General features: G+C 72.1%; 15 protein-coding genes. 7 read left to right on the forward strand and 8 right to left on the reverse strand.

Going from position 1 to position 18091, the window contains the following annotated elements; genetic code table 11:
• Window positions 1-247: 247 nt before the first annotated feature.
• On the forward strand, window positions 248-1255 hold the full coding sequence (locus ACTOQ3_RS01995; protein ID WP_440081644.1) for a D-isomer specific 2-hydroxyacid dehydrogenase family protein: 1008 nt from the start codon (window positions 248-250) through the stop codon (window positions 1253-1255).
• Between the two features lie 38 nt (window positions 1256-1293).
• Window positions 1294-1419 carry a hypothetical protein gene (locus ACTOQ3_RS02000; protein ID WP_440081645.1) on the forward strand — a complete coding sequence of 42 codons (126 nt, stop codon included), beginning with the start codon at window positions 1294-1296 and terminating at the stop codon, window positions 1417-1419.
• Between the two features lie 92 nt (window positions 1420-1511).
• On the opposite strand, the gene ACTOQ3_RS02005 is transcribed toward ACTOQ3_RS02000, so the two are convergent.
• The 6 genes from ACTOQ3_RS02005 to ACTOQ3_RS02030 form a co-directional block, all read right to left on the reverse strand.
• Entirely contained in the window at window positions 1512-2675 is a 1164-nt protein-coding gene (locus ACTOQ3_RS02005) for a M20 metallopeptidase family protein (protein WP_440081646.1), read from the reverse strand.
• A 198-nt stretch (window positions 2676-2873) separates the two neighbouring features.
• A complete protein-coding gene (locus ACTOQ3_RS02010) occupies window positions 2874-4157 on the reverse strand; it encodes an amidohydrolase family protein (protein ID WP_440081647.1) in 1284 nt (427 codons plus the stop codon).
• Between the two features lie 86 nt (window positions 4158-4243).
• Window positions 4244-5563 carry an MFS transporter gene (locus ACTOQ3_RS02015; RefSeq protein WP_440081648.1) on the reverse strand — a complete coding sequence of 440 codons (1320 nt, stop codon included), beginning with the start codon at window positions 5561-5563 and terminating at the stop codon, window positions 4244-4246.
• 372 nt (window positions 5564-5935) lie between these two features.
• Complete coding sequence (locus ACTOQ3_RS02020) at window positions 5936-6406, reverse strand: ATP-binding protein (RefSeq protein WP_440081650.1); 471 nt, start codon at window positions 6404-6406, stop codon at window positions 5936-5938.
• Window positions 6407-6753: 347 nt separating this feature from the next.
• A complete protein-coding gene (locus tag ACTOQ3_RS02025) occupies window positions 6754-7710 on the reverse strand; it encodes a TIGR03885 family FMN-dependent LLM class oxidoreductase (RefSeq protein ID WP_440081651.1) in 957 nt (318 codons plus the stop codon).
• A 108-nt stretch (window positions 7711-7818) separates the two neighbouring features.
• Window positions 7819-8904 (reverse strand): hypothetical protein, encoded by a 1086-nt coding sequence (locus ACTOQ3_RS02030; RefSeq protein WP_440081653.1) that lies wholly within the window; start codon window positions 8902-8904, stop codon window positions 7819-7821.
• Between the two features lie 315 nt (window positions 8905-9219).
• Between ACTOQ3_RS02030 and ACTOQ3_RS02035 the strand changes: the two genes are divergently transcribed.
• Window positions 9220-10116 (forward strand): SCO6745 family protein, encoded by an 897-nt coding sequence (locus ACTOQ3_RS02035; protein WP_440081654.1) that lies wholly within the window; start codon window positions 9220-9222, stop codon window positions 10114-10116.
• A gap of 6 nt (window positions 10117-10122) precedes the next feature.
• On the opposite strand, the gene ACTOQ3_RS02040 is transcribed toward ACTOQ3_RS02035, so the two are convergent.
• A complete protein-coding gene (locus tag ACTOQ3_RS02040; RefSeq protein ID WP_440081656.1) occupies window positions 10123-12951 on the reverse strand; it encodes a glycosyl hydrolase in 2829 nt (942 codons plus the stop codon).
• 665 nt (window positions 12952-13616) lie between these two features.
• On the opposite strand from ACTOQ3_RS02040, the gene ACTOQ3_RS02045 reads away from it, so the two are divergent.
• From ACTOQ3_RS02045 to ACTOQ3_RS02060, 4 genes are all read left to right on the forward strand, one after another.
• On the forward strand, window positions 13617-13979 hold the full coding sequence (locus ACTOQ3_RS02045) for a hypothetical protein (protein WP_440081657.1): 363 nt from the start codon (window positions 13617-13619) through the stop codon (window positions 13977-13979).
• 286 nt (window positions 13980-14265) lie between these two features.
• Window positions 14266-15390: an FAD-dependent oxidoreductase gene (locus ACTOQ3_RS02050; RefSeq protein ID WP_440081658.1), complete on the forward strand. Its 1125-nt coding sequence runs from the start codon at window positions 14266-14268 to the stop codon at window positions 15388-15390.
• A 100-nt stretch (window positions 15391-15490) separates the two neighbouring features.
• On the forward strand, window positions 15491-16057 hold the full coding sequence (locus ACTOQ3_RS02055) for a dienelactone hydrolase family protein (protein ID WP_440081659.1): 567 nt from the start codon (window positions 15491-15493) through the stop codon (window positions 16055-16057).
• A gap of 199 nt (window positions 16058-16256) precedes the next feature.
• On the forward strand, window positions 16257-16898 hold the full coding sequence (locus ACTOQ3_RS02060; protein WP_440081660.1) for a tetratricopeptide repeat protein: 642 nt from the start codon (window positions 16257-16259) through the stop codon (window positions 16896-16898).
• Between the two features lie 104 nt (window positions 16899-17002).
• Here the strand turns inward: ACTOQ3_RS02060 and ACTOQ3_RS02065 are convergent, their stop codons facing one another.
• Complete coding sequence (locus tag ACTOQ3_RS02065) at window positions 17003-17851, reverse strand: alpha/beta fold hydrolase (protein WP_440081661.1); 849 nt, start codon at window positions 17849-17851, stop codon at window positions 17003-17005.
• Window positions 17852-18091 lie beyond the last annotated feature (240 nt).

Raw genomic sequence — 18091 nt, forward strand, 5'->3', positions numbered from 1 at the left:
CAGCCGGCCCGGCACTACTTACGCTACTCATTCGATCTCTGACCTTTGATGCCGTCCGCCTGTTCTCTGTGATCTCTGCTGTGTGGTCCTGGCCGCTCACTCCTTCGTGTTCTTCGGCCTTGGTTCTCCGCGTCCTCTGCGACATGCACGACGATCCGGGTTGTGGCCGGCTGTGCGGCCTCCGGCGAGGCGGGGCCGTCCTCGGACCGGCGATACGCCACAGGCGATCTACGACAGAATGTCGTTCGTGGAAGCCCGCATCGCGATAGCACCCTCCGCGGAGGCGAGGACGTCCCCCGGGCAGCCCGACTCCGCCGATGTCGATCTCGACCGGCTACGGCTCGGGATCGAGGAGGCCGTGTCCCGCGGCGGCGGGGCCAACGTCCCGCTCGCCGACGCCGACGGCCTGGTGTGGCTCGTTCCCGGCGAGCCGGAGCTGCTCGTGGCGACGCTGGACGCCCACCCCCGGATCGGGTGGGTGCAGTTCCCCTGGGCGGGAGTGGAGAGGTTCGCGTCATCAGGGGTGTTCGACCGCCCCGTGGTCTTCAGCTGCGCCAAGGGGTCGTTCGCCGGGCAGGTCGCCGAGCACGCGCTGATGCTGACGCTGGCCTGTCTGCGCGGCCTCTCCCGCCAGGCGCGGACGCCCGGCTGGTGTCCGGTGGAGCCCCGGTCGCTGCACGGCCGGCGGGTGACGATCCTCGGCGGCGGCGGCATAGCCACCGAGCTCGTCCGCCTCCTGCGGCCGTTCGGGTGCCGGATCCGGGTGATCCGTCGCCACCCCGGGAAGGCCGAGGGCGCCGACGAGACACCGGAGACGCCGGAGACGCCGGAGACACCGGAGACGCTGCCGCCCTCGGCCCTGCCCGCCGTGCTTCCCGAGACCGACATCCTGGTGCTGGCTCTCGCCCTGACGCCGGAGACGAGGCATGTCGTCGGCGCCGCCCAGCTGGCGCTGCTGCCGCCACACGCCGTCGTCGTCAACGTCGCCCGCGGCGCGCACATCGACACCGGCGCGCTCGTCGAGGCCCTCGGCGCGGGAACGATCTCCGCCGCCGGCCTGGACGTGACGGATCCCGAGCCGCTCCCCGACGGGCACCCCCTGTGGGCCGACCCACGGGTGCTCATCACCTCGCACTCCGCCGACTCCGCCGAGTACGTCGCGCGGATGCTCTGCGAGCGGGTCGAGCGCAACGTGGGCAACCTGCGCGCGGGCCGCCCGCTGGAGGGAGTGATCGACCCCGCCACGGGATACTGACCGCCGCCCACACCTCCTCCGACCTGTGGGCGACGGGCGTGACGCCGCACGAGGCGGCGGAGGGGCCCAGGCCGTTCGACCAGCCGCCCGCGCCCGCCCGGTACGCGGACCGGCTCCTTCCCGTGATCGAGGGCCTGCTCAGGAAGGATCCGCCGGGCGGCTGACGGCCCCGCAGGCCACGGCGCTGCTCACGCCGATGCGCCCCGGGTCCGGAGGGTGAGGCACGTGATTGCCGTCACCAGCGCGAAACGCCTGCTCAGCCGCCCGCGCCGATCACCCGCGTGGCGGCGAGGTAGGCCGCGAGCAGGCTCTCGGCGACCGCCGTCACGGTCTCGTCTCCGGGCAGGAAGTACGGGCTGTGCAGTCCCGACGCCGTGTCGGTGCCCACGAACAGCATCAGCGACGGCACGACCGACGCGAAGTGGGCGAAGTCGTCGGCACCGCAGGAGCGCAGCGTGGCGGGCATGTGGTGGGCGACGTCGACGAGGATGCAGCCGGTCTCCTCGGCGAGGCGGGCGTCGTTGACGAGCACCGGCTCCCCGTTCGTGATCCGCACCTCCGCCTCGCAGCCGTGGACGCGGGCGACGCCCTCGGCGACCTCGCGGAAGCGGTGGTGCAGCTGGTGGCGCCACGACTCCGACATCGTGCGGAGGGTGCCCCGGGCGGAGGCCTGCCCCGGGATCGCGTTGGGGGCGCTGCCCGCCGACACGGTCCCGAAGGTGACCACGGTCGGCGTCATCGGGTCGGCGTCGCGGCTGACGAGCTGCTGCGCGGCCACGATGATCTGGGCGAGCGCCAGGACCGAGTCGCGGGACAGGTGGGGGTAGGCCGCGTGCCCGCCCTGTCCCCGGACGGTGACGGTGAACTCGTCGGAGGAGGCGTTGACCGCGCCGGGTGTGCAGGCCGTCTCGCCGGCGCCGAGCACCGGCTGGACGTGTGCCGCGATCATCGCGCCGACCCGGTTCCTGCGGAGCGCGCCGGAGGCGACGATGTCGCGAGCACCGGAGGGGTGGGTCTCCTCGCGCGGCTGCAGCACCGCGACCATCGGCGCCGGCGCCCGTACCCGGTCGACCGCCCTGGTCAGCGCCACCAGCGCCGCGAGGTGCACGTCGTGGCCGCAGGCGTGCATGGAGCCGTTGCGCGAGGCCCAGGGCACGTCCGTCTCCTCCCGGATCGGCAGGGCGTCCAGCTCCCCGCGCACCCCGACGGCCAGGCCCTCGCCGCCGACGCGAAGGAGCGCGCCGGTCCCGGCCACCCGCTCCGTCGCGTCACCCTCGGGCAGCGCGTCCAGCACGCGCTTGAGCGTGGGCTCCTCCTTTCCCGACACGCACGGCTCGGCGTGCAGTTCCCGCCGCAGCTGGAAGGCCGCGGGCAGCTCGGCGTGCAGAGCGGCGCGGAGCCGCTCGTGGATCTCGTTCATCGCCGCCCCCCGAGCAGGCGGGCGTCGCGGTTGCCCCTCACGCGTCCTCCTCGGCGGGTGCGGCGAGTGTGCGGACGTGAGTGCCGATCATGGATCTCCCTCTGGCTGTGCGTGGTGCCGTTCCGGTGGTACGTGGGTGACATGGGCGCCGTTCTCGTCGTACGTGATGGTCGTTCTCGTCGCCGGCCTCGGGGCCGGTCACCCGGTCTCTCCGAGGCCGTAGACGCGGCGGGCGTTCCGAGCGCCGATCATGGTGGCGACCCGGATCGCCTGCGGCTCGCTCCACTCGCCGTCCGCGACGAACCCCCCGAGGACCCGGGCCGTCGCGCGGCGCCAGAGCAGGGCGCCCAGGTGGTGGAGCTCCGCGGGGCCCCAGGCGTCCGAGGAGAAGAGGATCTTGGCGAACGGCGCCAGCTCCAGGCTCTCGGCCACCACGGCCACGCTGCGCGCCCCGGTGTGGTTCACCCCCAGCCCGACGTCGAGGTAGACGTGCGGGTAGGCCTGGGCGAGGTAACCGGCGTTGCGGTGGTACGGGTAACAGTGCAGCAGGAGCAGGGGGACGCCCCTGGGCTCGGCGAGCTCGACGAGGCCGCGCAGCAGCAGGGGGTCGGAACGGCGCAGGTCGAGGTCGGGGTCGCCGTATCCGACGTGGAACTGGAGCGGCAGCCCGCGCTCGATGCCCGCCCAGATGAGGTGGCGCAGCAGCACCGGGTCGTCGACGCGGATCGTCCCGGTCCGCTCGGACTCGCGCAGCCAGCGTCCGGCCGCCGCCGTCACCTCGGCCGGGGCGGGCGGGGCGGGGTCGAGGTCGAGCCCGTACCGGTAGGCGGCGACGCTCTTCAGGCCGCGCGCCGTACGGCTGCGCTCCCACAGGGCCGCCTCGAAGCTGGCGGCGAACCCGGCGGCGTCGGTCCCCTCGGCGACGACTCCCTCGGCGACCGACTCCAGGCGGACGATCTCCTCGACGGGCCGCCCCGTGAGGGCCGCCATCGGCGCCGGGCCGAGGATCTCCTCTCCCCCGTAGCCGGTCTCCAGGAGGAAGTGACCGACCCCGGCAGCGGCCAGCAGGCGCCGGTTCGCCTCCCCGGCCCCGAGCTCGGCGCGGCGGGCGAGGTAGGTCTCCGGGTCCGGGTGCGGGTCGAGACCGAGGACGGGCGCGCAGTGCCGCAGGACGGCGAAACCGAGCTGCGAGTCGAACTGGGTCATCCAGCCGGGCACCGGCCGGTCGGACTCGGTGATCAGCTCCTCGAACCGCCTCCGCGGCAGGTCGCCGTCCAGGGCGCCGTGGACGTGATGATCCACCAGCGGTATCGCCTCGATCGCACGCTCCAGGGTCCCGGCCCCCGCCGTCACGGCCGCGCGCTCCGGAATTCCGGCCTCCCCCGCCCAGGCCGAGTGTTCCGGGGGCCCGCCCCCCGGCGTCCCGTCCGCGCCTTCAGCGGACCCGGCCCTCACCGGAGAGTCCATGGGTGCCGGGGTCATGGTGGAACGCTCCTCGAGTGTGCGGTGTCGCTGGGATACGAGGTGCCCATGAAAAGGGGATGTCATGCCCCGATGTCCCATCCGGCTCACCCGCCGATCGGACGCTCCACCCCGCCCGCCGCCTCATCGGGCGTCCCGTCTGCCGCCGTACCCGCCGTACCCGCTGTGCTTGCCGCGCCCCTCGCCCGGATGCCGTACGCGAGGGTGAGGGCGACGACGGCGAGCGGGAAGGCGGTGGCGACGAGGATGCCGGTGCGCAGGCCGGAGCCGCCGTCGCCGGGGAGCGCGGCCGACAGGGTGGACAGGAACCCGCTCGCGGTGGCGGAGGCGTCCGCGGCGGCCCCGGCGATCCAGGGGCCGGCCGCGCCCCCGGCGTCACCGAAGACGGCCAGCACGCCGAACATGGCCGCGCCGCCGAGGGGGAAGCGGGCCGCGGCGAGGCTGAAGGTCCCCGGCCACAGGAGGCTGACGGCCAGGCCGCACACCGCGCAGCCGACGAGGCTGACCACCGGGTCGGAGGACAGGCAGACGACGAGGTAGCAGACGGTCGCCAGCGCGCCGCACGAGGCCATCGCGGGTACCAGCGGGATCCGCTCGCCCCACAGGCCGTAGACGATGCGGCCGATCCCCATCAGGACCGCGAACAGGCACGGGCCCGCCAGGTCGCCCCACACCTTGGAGACGCCCAGCCCCTCCTCCGCGAAGAGGGAGGACCACTGCGACATGGTCAGCTCGGCCGCGCCCGCGCAGAGCATCAGCACGACGACGGCGGCGAAGGCGGGGGCCCCGAAGAGCGCCCGCAGGGAGGTACGGTGCTCGTCCGGCACGGTCGCGGGCAGCGGCACCCTCAGGAACGCCACCATGTTGACCAGCGGGACGAGCGCCCAGGCGACCGGCAGGACCTGCCAGGCGTCCTGGCCGATCCAGGCCAGCAGCAGCGTGCTGCCCGCCACCACCGCGACCTGCCCCCAGCAGTAGAAGGAGTGCAGCAGGCTCATCGCCGCGGCCTTGCCCTCCTGCGGGCTGGGCAGCGCGTCCACGACGGGGCTGACGAGCACCTCCAGCAGGCCGCCGCCGACGGCGTAGACGACGATCGCGACGCACAGTCCCAGGTACGGGGAGGGCGACACCGCCGGGGCCACCGCCAGCAGCACCAGCCCCAGCGCCGACAGGATGTGAGCCAGCACCAGCGGGACGCGGTAACCGGTCCGGTCCACGAACCGCACGGCCACGATGTCGGTGACCAGCTGGGTGGCGAAGTTGAGCAGCACCAGGCGCCCGAGCATCTCCAAAGGCAGCTGGTAGCGGGTCTGGAACACGATGAACAGCAGGGGGGCCAGGTTGTTGACGATGGCCTGGGTGACATATCCGGTGTAGCAGGCGCGGCGGGTGTGGTCGTACGTCATGGGCGATGCGTTTCTCTCCATGAGGGGTGGCCGTCCCGCACACTACGGGGCCGGACGGCACGGCGGCACACCCACCCCCGGCGGCGATCACCACCGGGTCACCGCGACACCGTGACGCCGTGACACCGGATGCCGGGGAGCCCGCTTCCGGCGGACGTGACCGCTCAGGCCCTTTCCGGCCTCCCGGCGCCCTCCCTTTTCAGGCGCTGCCGCCCTTCCGGCGCTTCCCCTTTTCCGGCGCCTTCCCGGTCCGCCTCTTCAGGCGCCTTCCCGCTTCCTGCCCGCGGACCTCTCAGGGCCCCGGACGGCCACGCGATCCCGGGCCGGGTGACACCGGGCGCGCCGGACGATCGGGCGCCTCCCGGCACGCGCCTACTTGAACTGCAGGACCGGGGCGACGGCGGGACGGAGGTGGGCGGGGGCGGGGAGACCCAGGACGAACCAGACGATCTTTCCTCCGGAGGGAGGATGGGCGACACCCCAGTCGTCGGCGAGGGAGTCGACGATCTGGAGGCCCCGGCCGCCGGTGGCTTCCATGTCGCGGGCGCACACGCGGGGAGCCCCCTCCCCCGGGTCGAAGAGCTCGCCGCGGACGAAGCTCCCGCCGCCCCGGATCCGCAGCGCGCACGCGGCGCCGCCGTACCTGACGGCGTTGGTGACCAGCTCGCTGACGATCAGCATGCAGTCGTCTATCAGATCGTCCGCACCCCACAGGGAGAGCTCCCGGCGGACCAGCGAGCGGGCGTCGCGCACGCTCGTGGGAACGGCGGGCAGCAGGCACTCGCCTTCGTACTCGTGGGCGACCTCGAGGGACGCCGCAGATGAGTCGTGCTGGAGAGACACTGCGCCTCCTTCTGATGGGAGCGCTCCCATGACAAATGTAGAACATTCACCTACGTCTGTGAATTGATTCCTCCCGAATTGTTTCCATCACATGTCGCGAGAAGTGAGGAAGATCCGATTCGTGCCATGGCCTCCGGCGGCTGAAGAGGCCGGTCACCGGCCGGGCACCCGCCCTTACCGTTCAACCTCCCCGGCCGGAAATCCGCCCGCGCCGTCGTCCCCTCCAGCCGGAAATTCGCCTGCGCCGTCGCCCCCTCCGGCCGGGACGCCGTCCGTACCGCCCCCTCCGGCCGCGCGCCGACGTCGGCGCGACGTCAGCGCGGCCGGGGAGGCGGGAGAGGCATCCGTCAGCGCAGCTGGGGAAGCACCTTCGCGCCGAAGGCGTCGATGTAGGCGGCCTGCTCCTGGCCCACGTGGTGCAGGTAGATCTCCTCGAAGCCCAGGTCCGCGTACTCGTTGATCCTGGCGGCGTGCCAGCCGAGGTCGGAGGAGACGTTGACGGCCTCGGCCACCTTCTCCGGCGAGACGTCCGCGGAGACCACGTCGAAGAGCTCGGCGGTCTCGAGGTCCCAGCTGACCGGCGGCGAGAAGACGTTGCTCCGCCACTGGTCGTGGGCGATGGCCATCGCCTCGTCGTCGCTCTCGGCCCAGCTGAGGTGGACCTGGAGCGCCACCTTGCCCTTGCCTCCGGCGTCCCGGTAGGCGCCGACGACCTCGCGCAGCCGGTCGACGGGCCCTCCCACCGTGATCAGGCCGTCGGCCCACTCCGCGCACCAGCGGGCCGTCTCGGCACTCACCGCCGCGCCGACCAGCTTCGGGGGGACCTCCGGGCGGGTCCACAGCCGGGCACGGTCGACGGTCACCAGCCCGTCGTGGCTGACCTCCTCCCCCGCCAGCATCGCCCGGATGACGTCGACGCACTCCCGCAGCCGCCGCTTGCGGAGCTCCTTACGCGGCCAGCGGTCGCCGGTGATGTGCTCGTTGCTCGCCTCACCCGTGCCGAGGGCGGCCCAGAAGCGCCCGGGGTACATCGCGCCGAGGGTGCCGATCGCCTGGGCGATGATCGCGGGGTGGTAGCGCTGGCCGGGGGCGTTGACCACACCGAACGGCAGGTTCGTGGCCTGGAGCGCCGCGCCCAGCCAGGACCAGGCGAACCCCGACTGCCCCTGACGCTCGCTCCACGGGGAGAAGTGGTCCGACGACATCGCCGCCCCGAACCCCGCCTGCTCGGCCCGCGTGACCGCCTTCAGCAGCTCTGCCGGATGGATCTGCTCGTGTGAGGAATGAAAGCCATAAGTCGCCATCGTCTCCGGCTACCCGGGAGAGGGACGTCCATTCAGGTGAGCGGCGCGGTACCGCCCGGGACACCGGACGGTACCGCGCCCCGGCCTTCGCGAGGCCGAGGTGGCCTTTTAGAAGGCCGAGGTGTAGGTGACCAGCGACTGCCGGTCGACGCGGGTGGTGGCGTTGTAGCAGATGACGTTGCGGACGAACGCGTTGCTGCCGCTGGTGTTCCAGATGGTCTGCAGGTTGCAGAACTCGGGGCCGGAACCGTACGCGGTGACCTGGACCTGGTCCTTCAGGACCCCGACCCTCGGGAAGATCACCAGGCGCTGGCCGGGTCCCGCCACCTGGATGGTGTTCGTGCCTCCCTGGGAGTTGTAGTTCAGAGCCGAGGGCACCGGCGCGTACGGGCCGGGGTTGGCCGGGGTGGTGTCGAAGGTGTAGGCGAAGTTCTTCGGCGGGATCGCCGCGCCGGTGATGGCGCGCTCACGCTGGTAGGTCAGCGTCCATCCGGTGTTGAGCGGCACGTTCGTCGCGTTGTGGCAGCGCACCTGGACCGCCTGCGCGCCCACGCCCGGGGCCCAGGCGCCGACCTTGCAGCGGGCGGGCTGGCTGGGATTGACCGCGGTGACCTGGAGGTTCCCGGCGAAACCGGACGAGCCCAGGCCGGGCAGGGTGACCGTCCAGACACCCCCGCCCCCGGCGACGGTGTTCACGCCCCCGGCCGAGTTGAACTGGGTGGCGATGGCGGCGCCGTTGTAGTGCACGTAGCCGAACGCCTGCGGCGCGGGCAGGACGCCGGTGCTCTGCTCGAAGACGATGCTGTACGGGGTGAAGACCGGAGCCCCTCCGTACCGGTAGCACTGCACCGCCACCACCAGGTCGGTGCCCGACGGGCCCCAGTTCTGCGCCTGGCACCAGTAGGCGGTCTCGGAGATCGCCGTGACGTGGACCACGCCGCCGGTGATCGCGATCTGCGGGAACTTCACGAACGTCTGCCCGACCCCGCCGGGAGTGACGCTGACGTTGAAGCCCACCCCCCAGCTGCCCGCCTGGTGGTTGACGTCGGGAATGCCGGAGGTCACGTTGACCACGGCGAAACCCCACCGGTTGGGAACGGAGGCCTGCGCGCCCGTGGCCGTCGCGGTGATACCCGCGGTGAGCATCGCGATGACACACAGGATCCGCAACATCGCTCTTCGTAACTGACGCATGCCGTACTCCATCGGCTCGGGGGTTGGGCGATCGGACGCGACCGCGATGCCGGCGCGGGAAAATGTCGGAAATCACAGTTCGTCCTGAGCTCTTGATAACCCGCCCGTCCCCCCTTGAGAAGACCCAACCTGACGGGTGAGATGACTCCGTCTTCCCAGATCAGGTCAGGGTTCGGACCAGATGGCGGCTCTCTCGTCGAGAGATCGTCCGGCCGTTCCGCCGAGTACCGTATGTACATGCACAGCCGATCCGCCAGGATCCACGAGACGGGGTGTGAGACCGTGCCGGAGCCCGAACCGAACGTTCCGCGTGTCATGTGGCAGTTACTGGAGCCCCTGCACGCCGTCACCTATTTCGCCCCCGAGGCTCGGGCGGCGGCCGACGCGGTCGGCATGCGCGGCTTCTGGATGGGCTACTTCGCGGCCAGGGCGGCACCGCTCGGGCCGGTGGGCCCCGGCGTCGTCACGGCGGCGTTCCACGGCTTCCCTCCGGCCAGGGTCGCCAGGGCGCTCCCCGACGCGTGGACGTTCGCGACCCCCGGCGACGTGCTGCGCGCCCGGCTCGACGGGGCGGGAGCGGCACTGCGGAACCTGCTCTCCGACAAGGTGACCGGCTCTGACGACCTGCGCGCGGCGGCGGACCTCGCCTGGGAGGCCGCCGGGCTCGCCGACACCGCCGGCCGGGTGCTCGGCGCGGCCAACCAGGCGCTGCCCGCGCCCGACGAGCCGCACCTGCTGCTCTGGCAGGCCGCGACCACGCTGCGCGAGCACCGGGGCGACGGGCACGTGGCCGCCCTCGTCGCCCACGGCGTCTCCCCCGTCCAGTCCCACCTGCTCAAGGTCGCGGCGGGCGAGACGGACATGGACCAGCTGCGTCTGGCACGGCGCTGGGACGACGAGGAGTGGGAGGCCGGTGCCGCCGCGCTGCGCGAGCGCGGGTGGGTCGACGGTTCCGGCCTCCTGACGGCCGAGGGCGCGCGGGAGCGCGAGCGGATCGAGCGGCTGACCGACGAGGCCGCGGCCGCTCCCTGGCGGGCCCTGGGAGACGAGCGCACCTCCGAGCTCGCCCTGCTGCTGCACCCGCTGACCATGGCCGTCCTGGAGTCGGGCATCATGCCGCCCTCGAACCCGATCGGCCTGCCGCCGCCCCCCGGGGAAGGCGGGAACGGCCGGGGGCTCACGCTCCCGGCCGTCCCTTCACCGATCAGCTGAGGGGGGTCAGCCGAACGGCAGCCTCACGGTCGACTGGTTGCCGATGCCGAGGCTGACGGCACCGTTGCCGATGGCGTTCCAGACCTCGACCCTCACCCGGCCGTTCGACAGGTTGCCGAGCGTTCCCGAGGAGGACTGCGGGCCGGCTCCCTGCGTGTAGTGCTCCCAGCCCGTCACCGGGTCGGTGGCGAAGTAGGCGTAGGTCTCCACCCTGTCCCAGCTCCCGTTGCCGGTCAGGTCGTAGGAGACCCGGACCTGGGTGCCGTTGGCGACCGAGGTTCCCGCGTCCACGAAGAGGTCGAACGCGGTGGTGCCGCCGTTGTGGCCGGCGGTGAGACCGGTCGCCGTGAAGACCTGGGCGTTGGTCGGCACGCCGTCGTGGTTGCCGTTCGCGGCGGCCACCGTGACGCTGCCCGCCGCGCCCGCCGTGCCCGGCAGACCGCCGCCGCTCTGCAGGTAGCGCGTCGCGGTGAAGCCACCCGGGTCCGGGGTGGGCGTCGGGGTCGGGGTGGGCGTCGGGGTCGGCGTGGGCGTCGGGTCGGGGTTCGTGGTGCCGCCGCCCGCGTTGCCGCCGCTCCAGGTGAAGGCGCCGGAGGTGACCGTCTTGCCCGCCGGGACGTTGAGCACGGTCCCGTTGGAGAAGGTCACCGTGAGCGCGCTGCCGGTGATGTTGGACGCGACGTAGGTGCGGGCCCCGTTCTTGCTGAACACCTTGGCCAGCGGGTGGTTGGCGGTGATGGAGGTGTCGACCGTGCCGAGGGCGGCCAGGTTGCGGATCCAGTGGAAGGTGTGCGCCCTGCTCTCCCCCTCCTCGGGGGTGTAGGCGCCGGCGGCGCGCAGGTTCGCCAGGGCCGCGTCACCGTTGCCCAGCGCCTGGAACTGCCAGAGGATGTCCCGCCACACCGTGGGCGGGCCTCCGTTGTTGCGTACCAGCTCGGCGTAGTTGGTGTTCACGTAGGCGGGGTTGTCGCCCATGTAGAAGTGTCCGCCGGTGACCGGCAGCATGTTGATGCCCTGGATCATCTCCGGCTCGCCGCTGAACCAGGTGGCGTACGCGCCGCCGCTGCCCCAGACCATGCCGACCGTGCTGTGGCCGAAGGCGGCGGGGAAGTTCTGGTCGCGCGAGTCGAACCAGTACTCCTGGATCGCCGCGGCCTGGGTCGTGTAGATGAAGATGCCCGCGTCGCGGACGGCGGTGTTGCCGGTGGCCTGTCCCCACTGGATGAGGGCGTTGGCGAAGTTCTGGCCCTCCGACGACGACTCCTGGTTGTTGCCCGAGCCGAACGCGCCGTGCCCGGACGCCCAGTCGTGGCCCGCGTAGATGTCGAAGTCGCGCAGGTACGGGAAGCGGGTGTCGTTGCGGTCGTAGTTGTTGGCGTCGCGGATCAGCAGGTCCACCATGCCGCCGTACTGGCTGGTCTTCGCCCAGTTGGGGTCGAACTTGGCGAGGGTCGCGGCCGCGGCGATGTAGTAGCCGTAGTGGAAGTGGTGGTCGTTGAGCTCCAGGTCGGAGCCGTACGAGGCCGGGTAGCCGAGCAGGGTCCCCCAGCTCGGGTTGTAGTAGAAGACCCGGCTGGTCTTGCCCGGTGAGGCGGTGAACCAGTCGTTGAGGCGGGTGCGGATGGCGTTCAGCGCGGCGGTGCGCACCGACGTCAGGTTGAGCTGGTCGGCGATCTCCGCGATGCGGGCGGCCCGGCCCAGGCCCTTGCCGGTCCAGTAGGTGTCGTCGCCCCGGATGTCCATCGGGTTGCCGAGCTCGGCGTTGAGCTGGTTGGTGACCGTGGTGAGGTCGGCGCCCGAGCTGTCGGCCACCGCGGGGATCTCGGGCAGCACGCCGGTGTACTTCATCGTCGTCCTGAACTGCGTACCGGTGACGATCTTCATCGGTCCGCGCGCCGACACGTACGTCTGCGCCAGCGGCGTCGAGCCGGTCAGGTGGTTCCACTGGTGTGGGTAGAGCGCGATGACCGTGCCGGTCTGGCTGCCCTGCCTGGCCGTGGTGGTGAAGGCGTACGTCGTGGTGAGCGAGCTCGCGGCCTGGTTGTAGGCGTACGAGACCCGGGTGCCGGTGACGTGCGCGTGCGCGTACTGGCCGTAGGTGCTCGCCAGGGCCGCGCGGTCGCCGCCCGCGGGCAGCGCCGCCACGGAGAAGAAGCCCCTGCCCGCCAGGGCGGAGCTGATCGTCGTGCCGCTCACCGACCAGGTCGCGCCGGTCGGCGCGTAGGCGACGTAGTCACGGCCGCCGGCGGTGAAGCCGATGGTGGCGCCGCTGTTGGACCACACCGTGGGGGTGCCCGCGGTGGTGATCTGCGCGTCGCCTCCGGTGACCTGGAAGTACGCGAACGGCAGGCCGTGCCCGATGGTGGCCTTCATGGTCCGGCCCGCGCCGCTCCAGTACGGGGTGACGGTCCAGTCGCTCCAGCCGTCGACCTTGACGTCCGGCGAGCTCAGGCCCGCGACGCCGACGCGGATGTTCTCGACGTACGGGTAGTGGTACTCGCCGACGCCGGTCGCGGTGCCGCTGATGGCGGGGGTGGTGTTGTAGGAGAAGCCGAGACCGTTGCCGAAGGTGTCGTACGAGATCGGGTGCGCGTGGAGCGGCTCACCGTACGCGCAGTCGGTCTTCTTGTAGAGGATCGACGACCACCAGTCGTTGGTGGGCACGGCCCCGGCGGGGGCGTTGGCCGTCACCCACTGGCGGGGGTTGGTGGAGATGGAACCGCAGCCGGCCGGCAGCGAGCGTCCGGCCGGGAGGGTGTCGGCGTAGCTGCCGGCGCCGACCGTGGCGGCCTCGGCCGAGCGGGCGGCGCCGAGGCCGAGCAGTCCGGCCACCATCGCGACGACCACACCGGCGGCGAGGCGGCGACGGCGAGTCCTGAGGCGGGCCGCCGACCGGGCGAGTCGTCCTTCACGGGGGGGCGCACTGTCCGGACCCGTGGTCCGGATCGAGGGATCCATTGGGGGGTGCCTCCGGGGAGAGGAATCGGGCTCTGAAGCTGACCGATACGAGAGAGCGCTCTCTCACCGAAAAGTAACGGGCTGCGTCACGGCAGTCAATGTTTCACGTTGGTAACGAATAGGTAAAGTACAGACGTGCAGGCGAGAGGGCGTAAGCGCAGAAAATAGGGCGTTCCACCGGACGGCGATGCCCCCTCGGGCTCATACGCACCGCACCGCCCCCCTGGCCAACGATCAAGAAATGGACCTACCCTGATCTGAGAGCGCTCTCTCCGTTGATCGGCGTCAATCGCCGATCGACCACTTGGCGGTGCCCGCTCCCCCGCTCCCCGGCGCCCTCGGGGAGGGTCGCGAGCCGGCGGCCACAGAAGGCGCGGATCCTGCGCGCGAGCCCCCGCACCCGCACCCCTCCGGGCCGCACATGCCCGATCGCCGAGACGGGCGCAACTGGCGGGGCGGTGACAAAATCAAGGCTGGACACTCAGCGTGACAGTCAATTTACTTTGCGTGACCATCCAGGCACCCCTGCCCCAGGAGAGAACATGCGAAGCAGGAAGCTCACGACCGCCGCGCTGGGCGTCGCCGCCGTCGGTGTCGCGGGTCTGACCGCGATGACCGTCGCCGCTCCGGCCACGGCCTCCGTGCCCGCCGCCCCCGCCGACTTCACCGGTTACCAGCTCGTCAAGCTGCCGAACGCCAACGTGCCCAACTTCCAGCGCCGCGTGGTCCGCTGCCCCGCCGGGAAGAAGGCCGTCGGCGGCGGCGCCGAGGCGCAGGGCAACCAGGCCGTGCTGGTGGGCTCCTTCCCCACCGACGACGGCGGCGGCTGGATCGGGCTCGGCCGTCAGCCCGGCTACAACGACGTCGGCATCAGCGTCTACGCGATCTGCGCCAACGTCAGCTGATCGTCACCCCCGACGACACCGTCCCCCGGCCATCACTCCGGTGATCACCGTCCCCGTGGTCACCACCCGCTCGTCCGCGTTCCCGATCATCATCCCGGTGATCACCGTCCCCCGTGATCACCACCGCCTGGTCAACGTCCCCTGATCGGCGTCCCCCGAGAAAGCACCGGCTCCGGCCGGGCCCGGAAGGGTCCGGCCGGAGCCGTTTCGCGCGTTCACCTAGGATCGCCCCCGTGGAGAACCCGCCGTCGAGCACGACGACGCCGCTCGAAGGGAGAGGCCGCCGATGAACACCCCTGACCGGATCGAGACGGAGGTCGCGGTGATCGGCGCGGGGCTGACGGGCTCGGCCACGGCATGGGAGCTCGCCCGCCGCGGGCACGCCGTCACCCTCATCGAGGCGTACGACGTCGGTCACCGGCGCGGCAGCTCGCACGGCACCTCACGGATCTACCGCCGGGCCTACGCCGACCCGGAGTACGTGCGTCTCACCGGCCTGGCCGGGGAGCGCTGGCGCGAGCTGGAGAACGACACCGGGACGGCGCTGCTCCGCGTCACCGGCGGCGTCGACCTCGGCGCGGGGCGCGACCCCGAGGGGATCGCCCGCCTGCTGGCGGAGGCGGGCGTGCCGCACGAGCTGCTCTCTCCCGGCGCCGCGGCCGAGCGCTGGCCGTTCATGCGCTTCGAAGGGCCGGTGCTGCACCATCCCGAGGCCGGTACGGCCGACGCCGACGCGGCGGTGGCCGCCGCGGTGAACCGGGCGGCCGAACTGGGCGCCCAGGTGCTCACCGGCGTACGGTTCACCGACGCGGAGCCCCTGCCCTGCGGGCGCGTCCGGCTGCGCACCGAGGGCCCGGAGGTGACCGCCGCCACCGTCGTCGTCGCCGCGGGCCCCTGGCTGCCGGAACTCGCCGGACGGCTCGGCGTGCCGGTGGGATTGCCCCCGCTGCGGGTGACCCAGCAGCAGGTCTTCCACTTCCGCTCGCGCGACCCGGACGCCCGCTGGCCCGTCTTCGTCCACACGGACGGCCCGCAGATCTACGGGCTCCCCTCGGGCGGCGACGGCGGCTCCCGGCCCGCGGTCAAGGTCGCCCAGCACGACGCGGGCAGACCCGTCACCGCCACCGCCAGGGACGGCGTCGTCGACCCGGCCTCCCGTGCCGTGGTGACCGCCCACGTCCGGAGATGGCTGCCCGGCCTCGACCCCGCCCCGGTGTCCGAGGCGAGCTGCCTCTACACCATCACCCCCGACGAGGACTTCGTCCTCGACCGCGTCGGCCCCGTCGTCATCGCCTCCCCCTGCTCGGGCCACGGCGCCAAGTTCGCCCCCCTGATCGGCCAGATGACCGCCGACCTGGCCCTCGGCCACACCGAGCCCCACCCCCGCTTCGCTTTGCGCCGCTTCACCTGAAGAGCCGACCCGCGTCCCGCCGCCGTGACCGGGGGCCTTCGCCGGGTCGGGTGGCCTCGCCCGTTGGCGAGGACCGGTGTCCGTAGGAGAGGATGGCGATGTGGTGCACATCGCTCTGTTCCATTCCGTGTACGGCCTGCGGTCCGTCGAACGTGCCGCCGCCGATCGCTTTCGCGCCGCCGGGCACGAGGTCGTCACGCCTGACCTGTACGCAGGTGAGACCGCCACGACGATCGATCAGGGATTCGCCCTGATGAACCGGATCGGCTGGAAGGCCATGGTGGGACGAGCGCGCGATGCTGTCGGAAGGCTGCCCGCCGACACGGTCCTCTCCGGCATCTCGATGGGCGCCGGGGTCGTAGGGGCCCTACTGGCCGACCGGCGCGACACCGCAGGCGTGCTGCTCCTGCACGGAATAACGGAGATCCCCGCATCGGCGTGGGGCAGCCCACCGATGCAGCTGCACGTCGCCGACCCGGACACGTTCGCACCTCCTGCGGCCGTCGCCGCATGGGAGAAGGCCGCGACCGACGCGGGGGCCGCGGTGCAGGTCTTCACCTATCCGGGCGCCGGACACTTCTACACGGACGCGGATCTTTGCGATCATGACGAGGGTGCCGCCGACCTCACGTGGCAACGAAGCCTGAGCTTCCTCCGCCACCTCTGAGCCGCTCGATTCGGGGCACGTCGGTGCCGGGCGCGTGCCCGCGCCCGAACCGGTGAACGTTTCCGCGACCATTCCCACGACGGGCTCCCACAACCCGTCGGCCAAACTCTCACGGCAGCCGGAAGGCTGGTGTCACACCTCGTTCGCCGCGTACGGTGTTCGACGCGGCGGGCGGATCCGGGTGAACGGGGTTGAGCGGATGAGTGCCGAAGAAAAGCTCGAACGGGCCAGACTGCTCTACGAACGCGCGGTCTTCGACGGTGAGGCCGGGGTGCTGGAGGTGGCTGACCGGGAGCTGGACGCGGTCGAGGCCGGTCTGGCGCTGGCCCGTGGCCGGATCATGCACGCGCGCTTCTTCGAGGACGGAGAGGAGGACCCGCGCGAGCTGGCGCTGTTCGAGCGAGCGACGGAGCTCTACCGGGCGCTCGGCGACCTGCGTGGCGAGAGCGAGTCGCTGCTCTGGACCGGCCTCCTCCACCAGGTCGTCCGCGGGGACGACGACACCGCGGTCCCGTTTCTCGAACGGTCGCACGAGCTCGCGGTGCGGGCCGGTGACAAGCTGCTGACGTCGTACGCGCTCCGGCACCTGGGTACCGCGGAGCACGCCGCCGGACGGCTGGAGACGGCGCGGGAACGGCTGGAGGAGTCGGTGCGGCTCCGCCGGGAGCTCGGCTTCCTGCCGGGGGTCGCCGCGAACCTGGTGGGGCTGATCTACATCGCCGCCGCGGAGGGCCGCCGTGACGACGCGCTCGCGCTGGCCGAGGAGGCGAGCGCCCTCGCCGAGGCCGCCGGTGCGAGGAACATCGCGCGCCAGATCGAGGAGGCCCGTACGCGGGTGTAGGCGATCTCACCCCTGTCGAACCTCCGGAAGAACCGGGAGGCCGGCGCGGTCACGGCTGTCTCCTGGGCCGGGTCGCCAGGAGACTGCCGTCGGGCCGCGCTACCTCAGGAGCCGGAAAGCACCTCGTCGAGCTTGGCGGCGAAGGCCTCGTCCTGGGTGCCGAAGGCCCCGTGGTCGCCGGGGAACATCACGTGCCGCCCCTCGATCTGCTCGGCGACGACGAAGGAGGCCCGGTAGGGCGGCTGTCCCTCCGACTCCTCGCCGGCCACCATCACCACGCGCGCCGAGGAGGCCCGGAGCGCGTCGACGTCGGGGAGGTAGCTGACGAACGGCGGCACCTCGTAGCCGATGAAGAACTCCGTGTTCTTCTCCATCCGGGCCATCGCCTCCGCCATCTCGGGGGTGGGCTCTCCCTGCTCCCCGCGGGTGGCCGCCTCCTCGTGCTCGTGGCCGGTCCTGTCGAACCCGGTGGCGAAGGCCTTCATGGCGGCTTCGGTCCCCTCCTTGGCGAACGCCTCCTCCACGTCCCGGATGACGCCGCGCCAGCGGTCGCGGTCGGGCAGCAGCTCGAAGAGCGGCGGCTCGTGGGAGACCAGGACGCGCACCTGCTCGGGGTGGCGGGCGGCCAGCTCCAGGCCGATGATCGCCCCAGAGCTGTTGCCGAAGACGTACGCGGGATCGTCGGCGGTGACGCCCGCCTCCACCAGCACGCGGTGCGCGTCGTCGGCGTGCGTCTCGATGCTCTGCGGCTCCGGCGGCCCGTCCAGGGGGCTGCGCGAGTTGCCGCGCCGGTCGTAGGTCACCACCGTGTAGCGGTCGGCGAGCCGCCGGGCCAGGCCCGCGTATCCGGCGGCGTCGTAGACCCCGCCGCAGATCAGCAGCAGGGTCGGCCCCGAGCCGCGGATCTCGTAGTGAAGGGTCGCGCCGGGCACCTTCAGGGTGTTCGTCTTCATGGGCCGCATGGTCGTTCCTCCTCGAAAATCGTCGTCCGTCTCGTTCCGCCGATCGCAGAGAATCGGAGCCACGGATGCGTTCTCGACATCCCTGCCCGCAAGACCTCAGAAAAAGAGTGCCTCCTCCTGTGGCAGGCCACCCCGGGTTGGCGGCACATGGAGAACCGCACCGCCACCGTCCTCCTCGCTTCCCCTCGAGGAGGACACCACGGCCTCGCCGACCTGGCCGTCATGGCGGCC

The organism is Streptosporangium sp. LJ11, from assembly GCF_051918945.1.
Lineage (GTDB): Bacteria > Actinomycetota > Actinomycetes > Streptosporangiales > Streptosporangiaceae > Streptosporangium.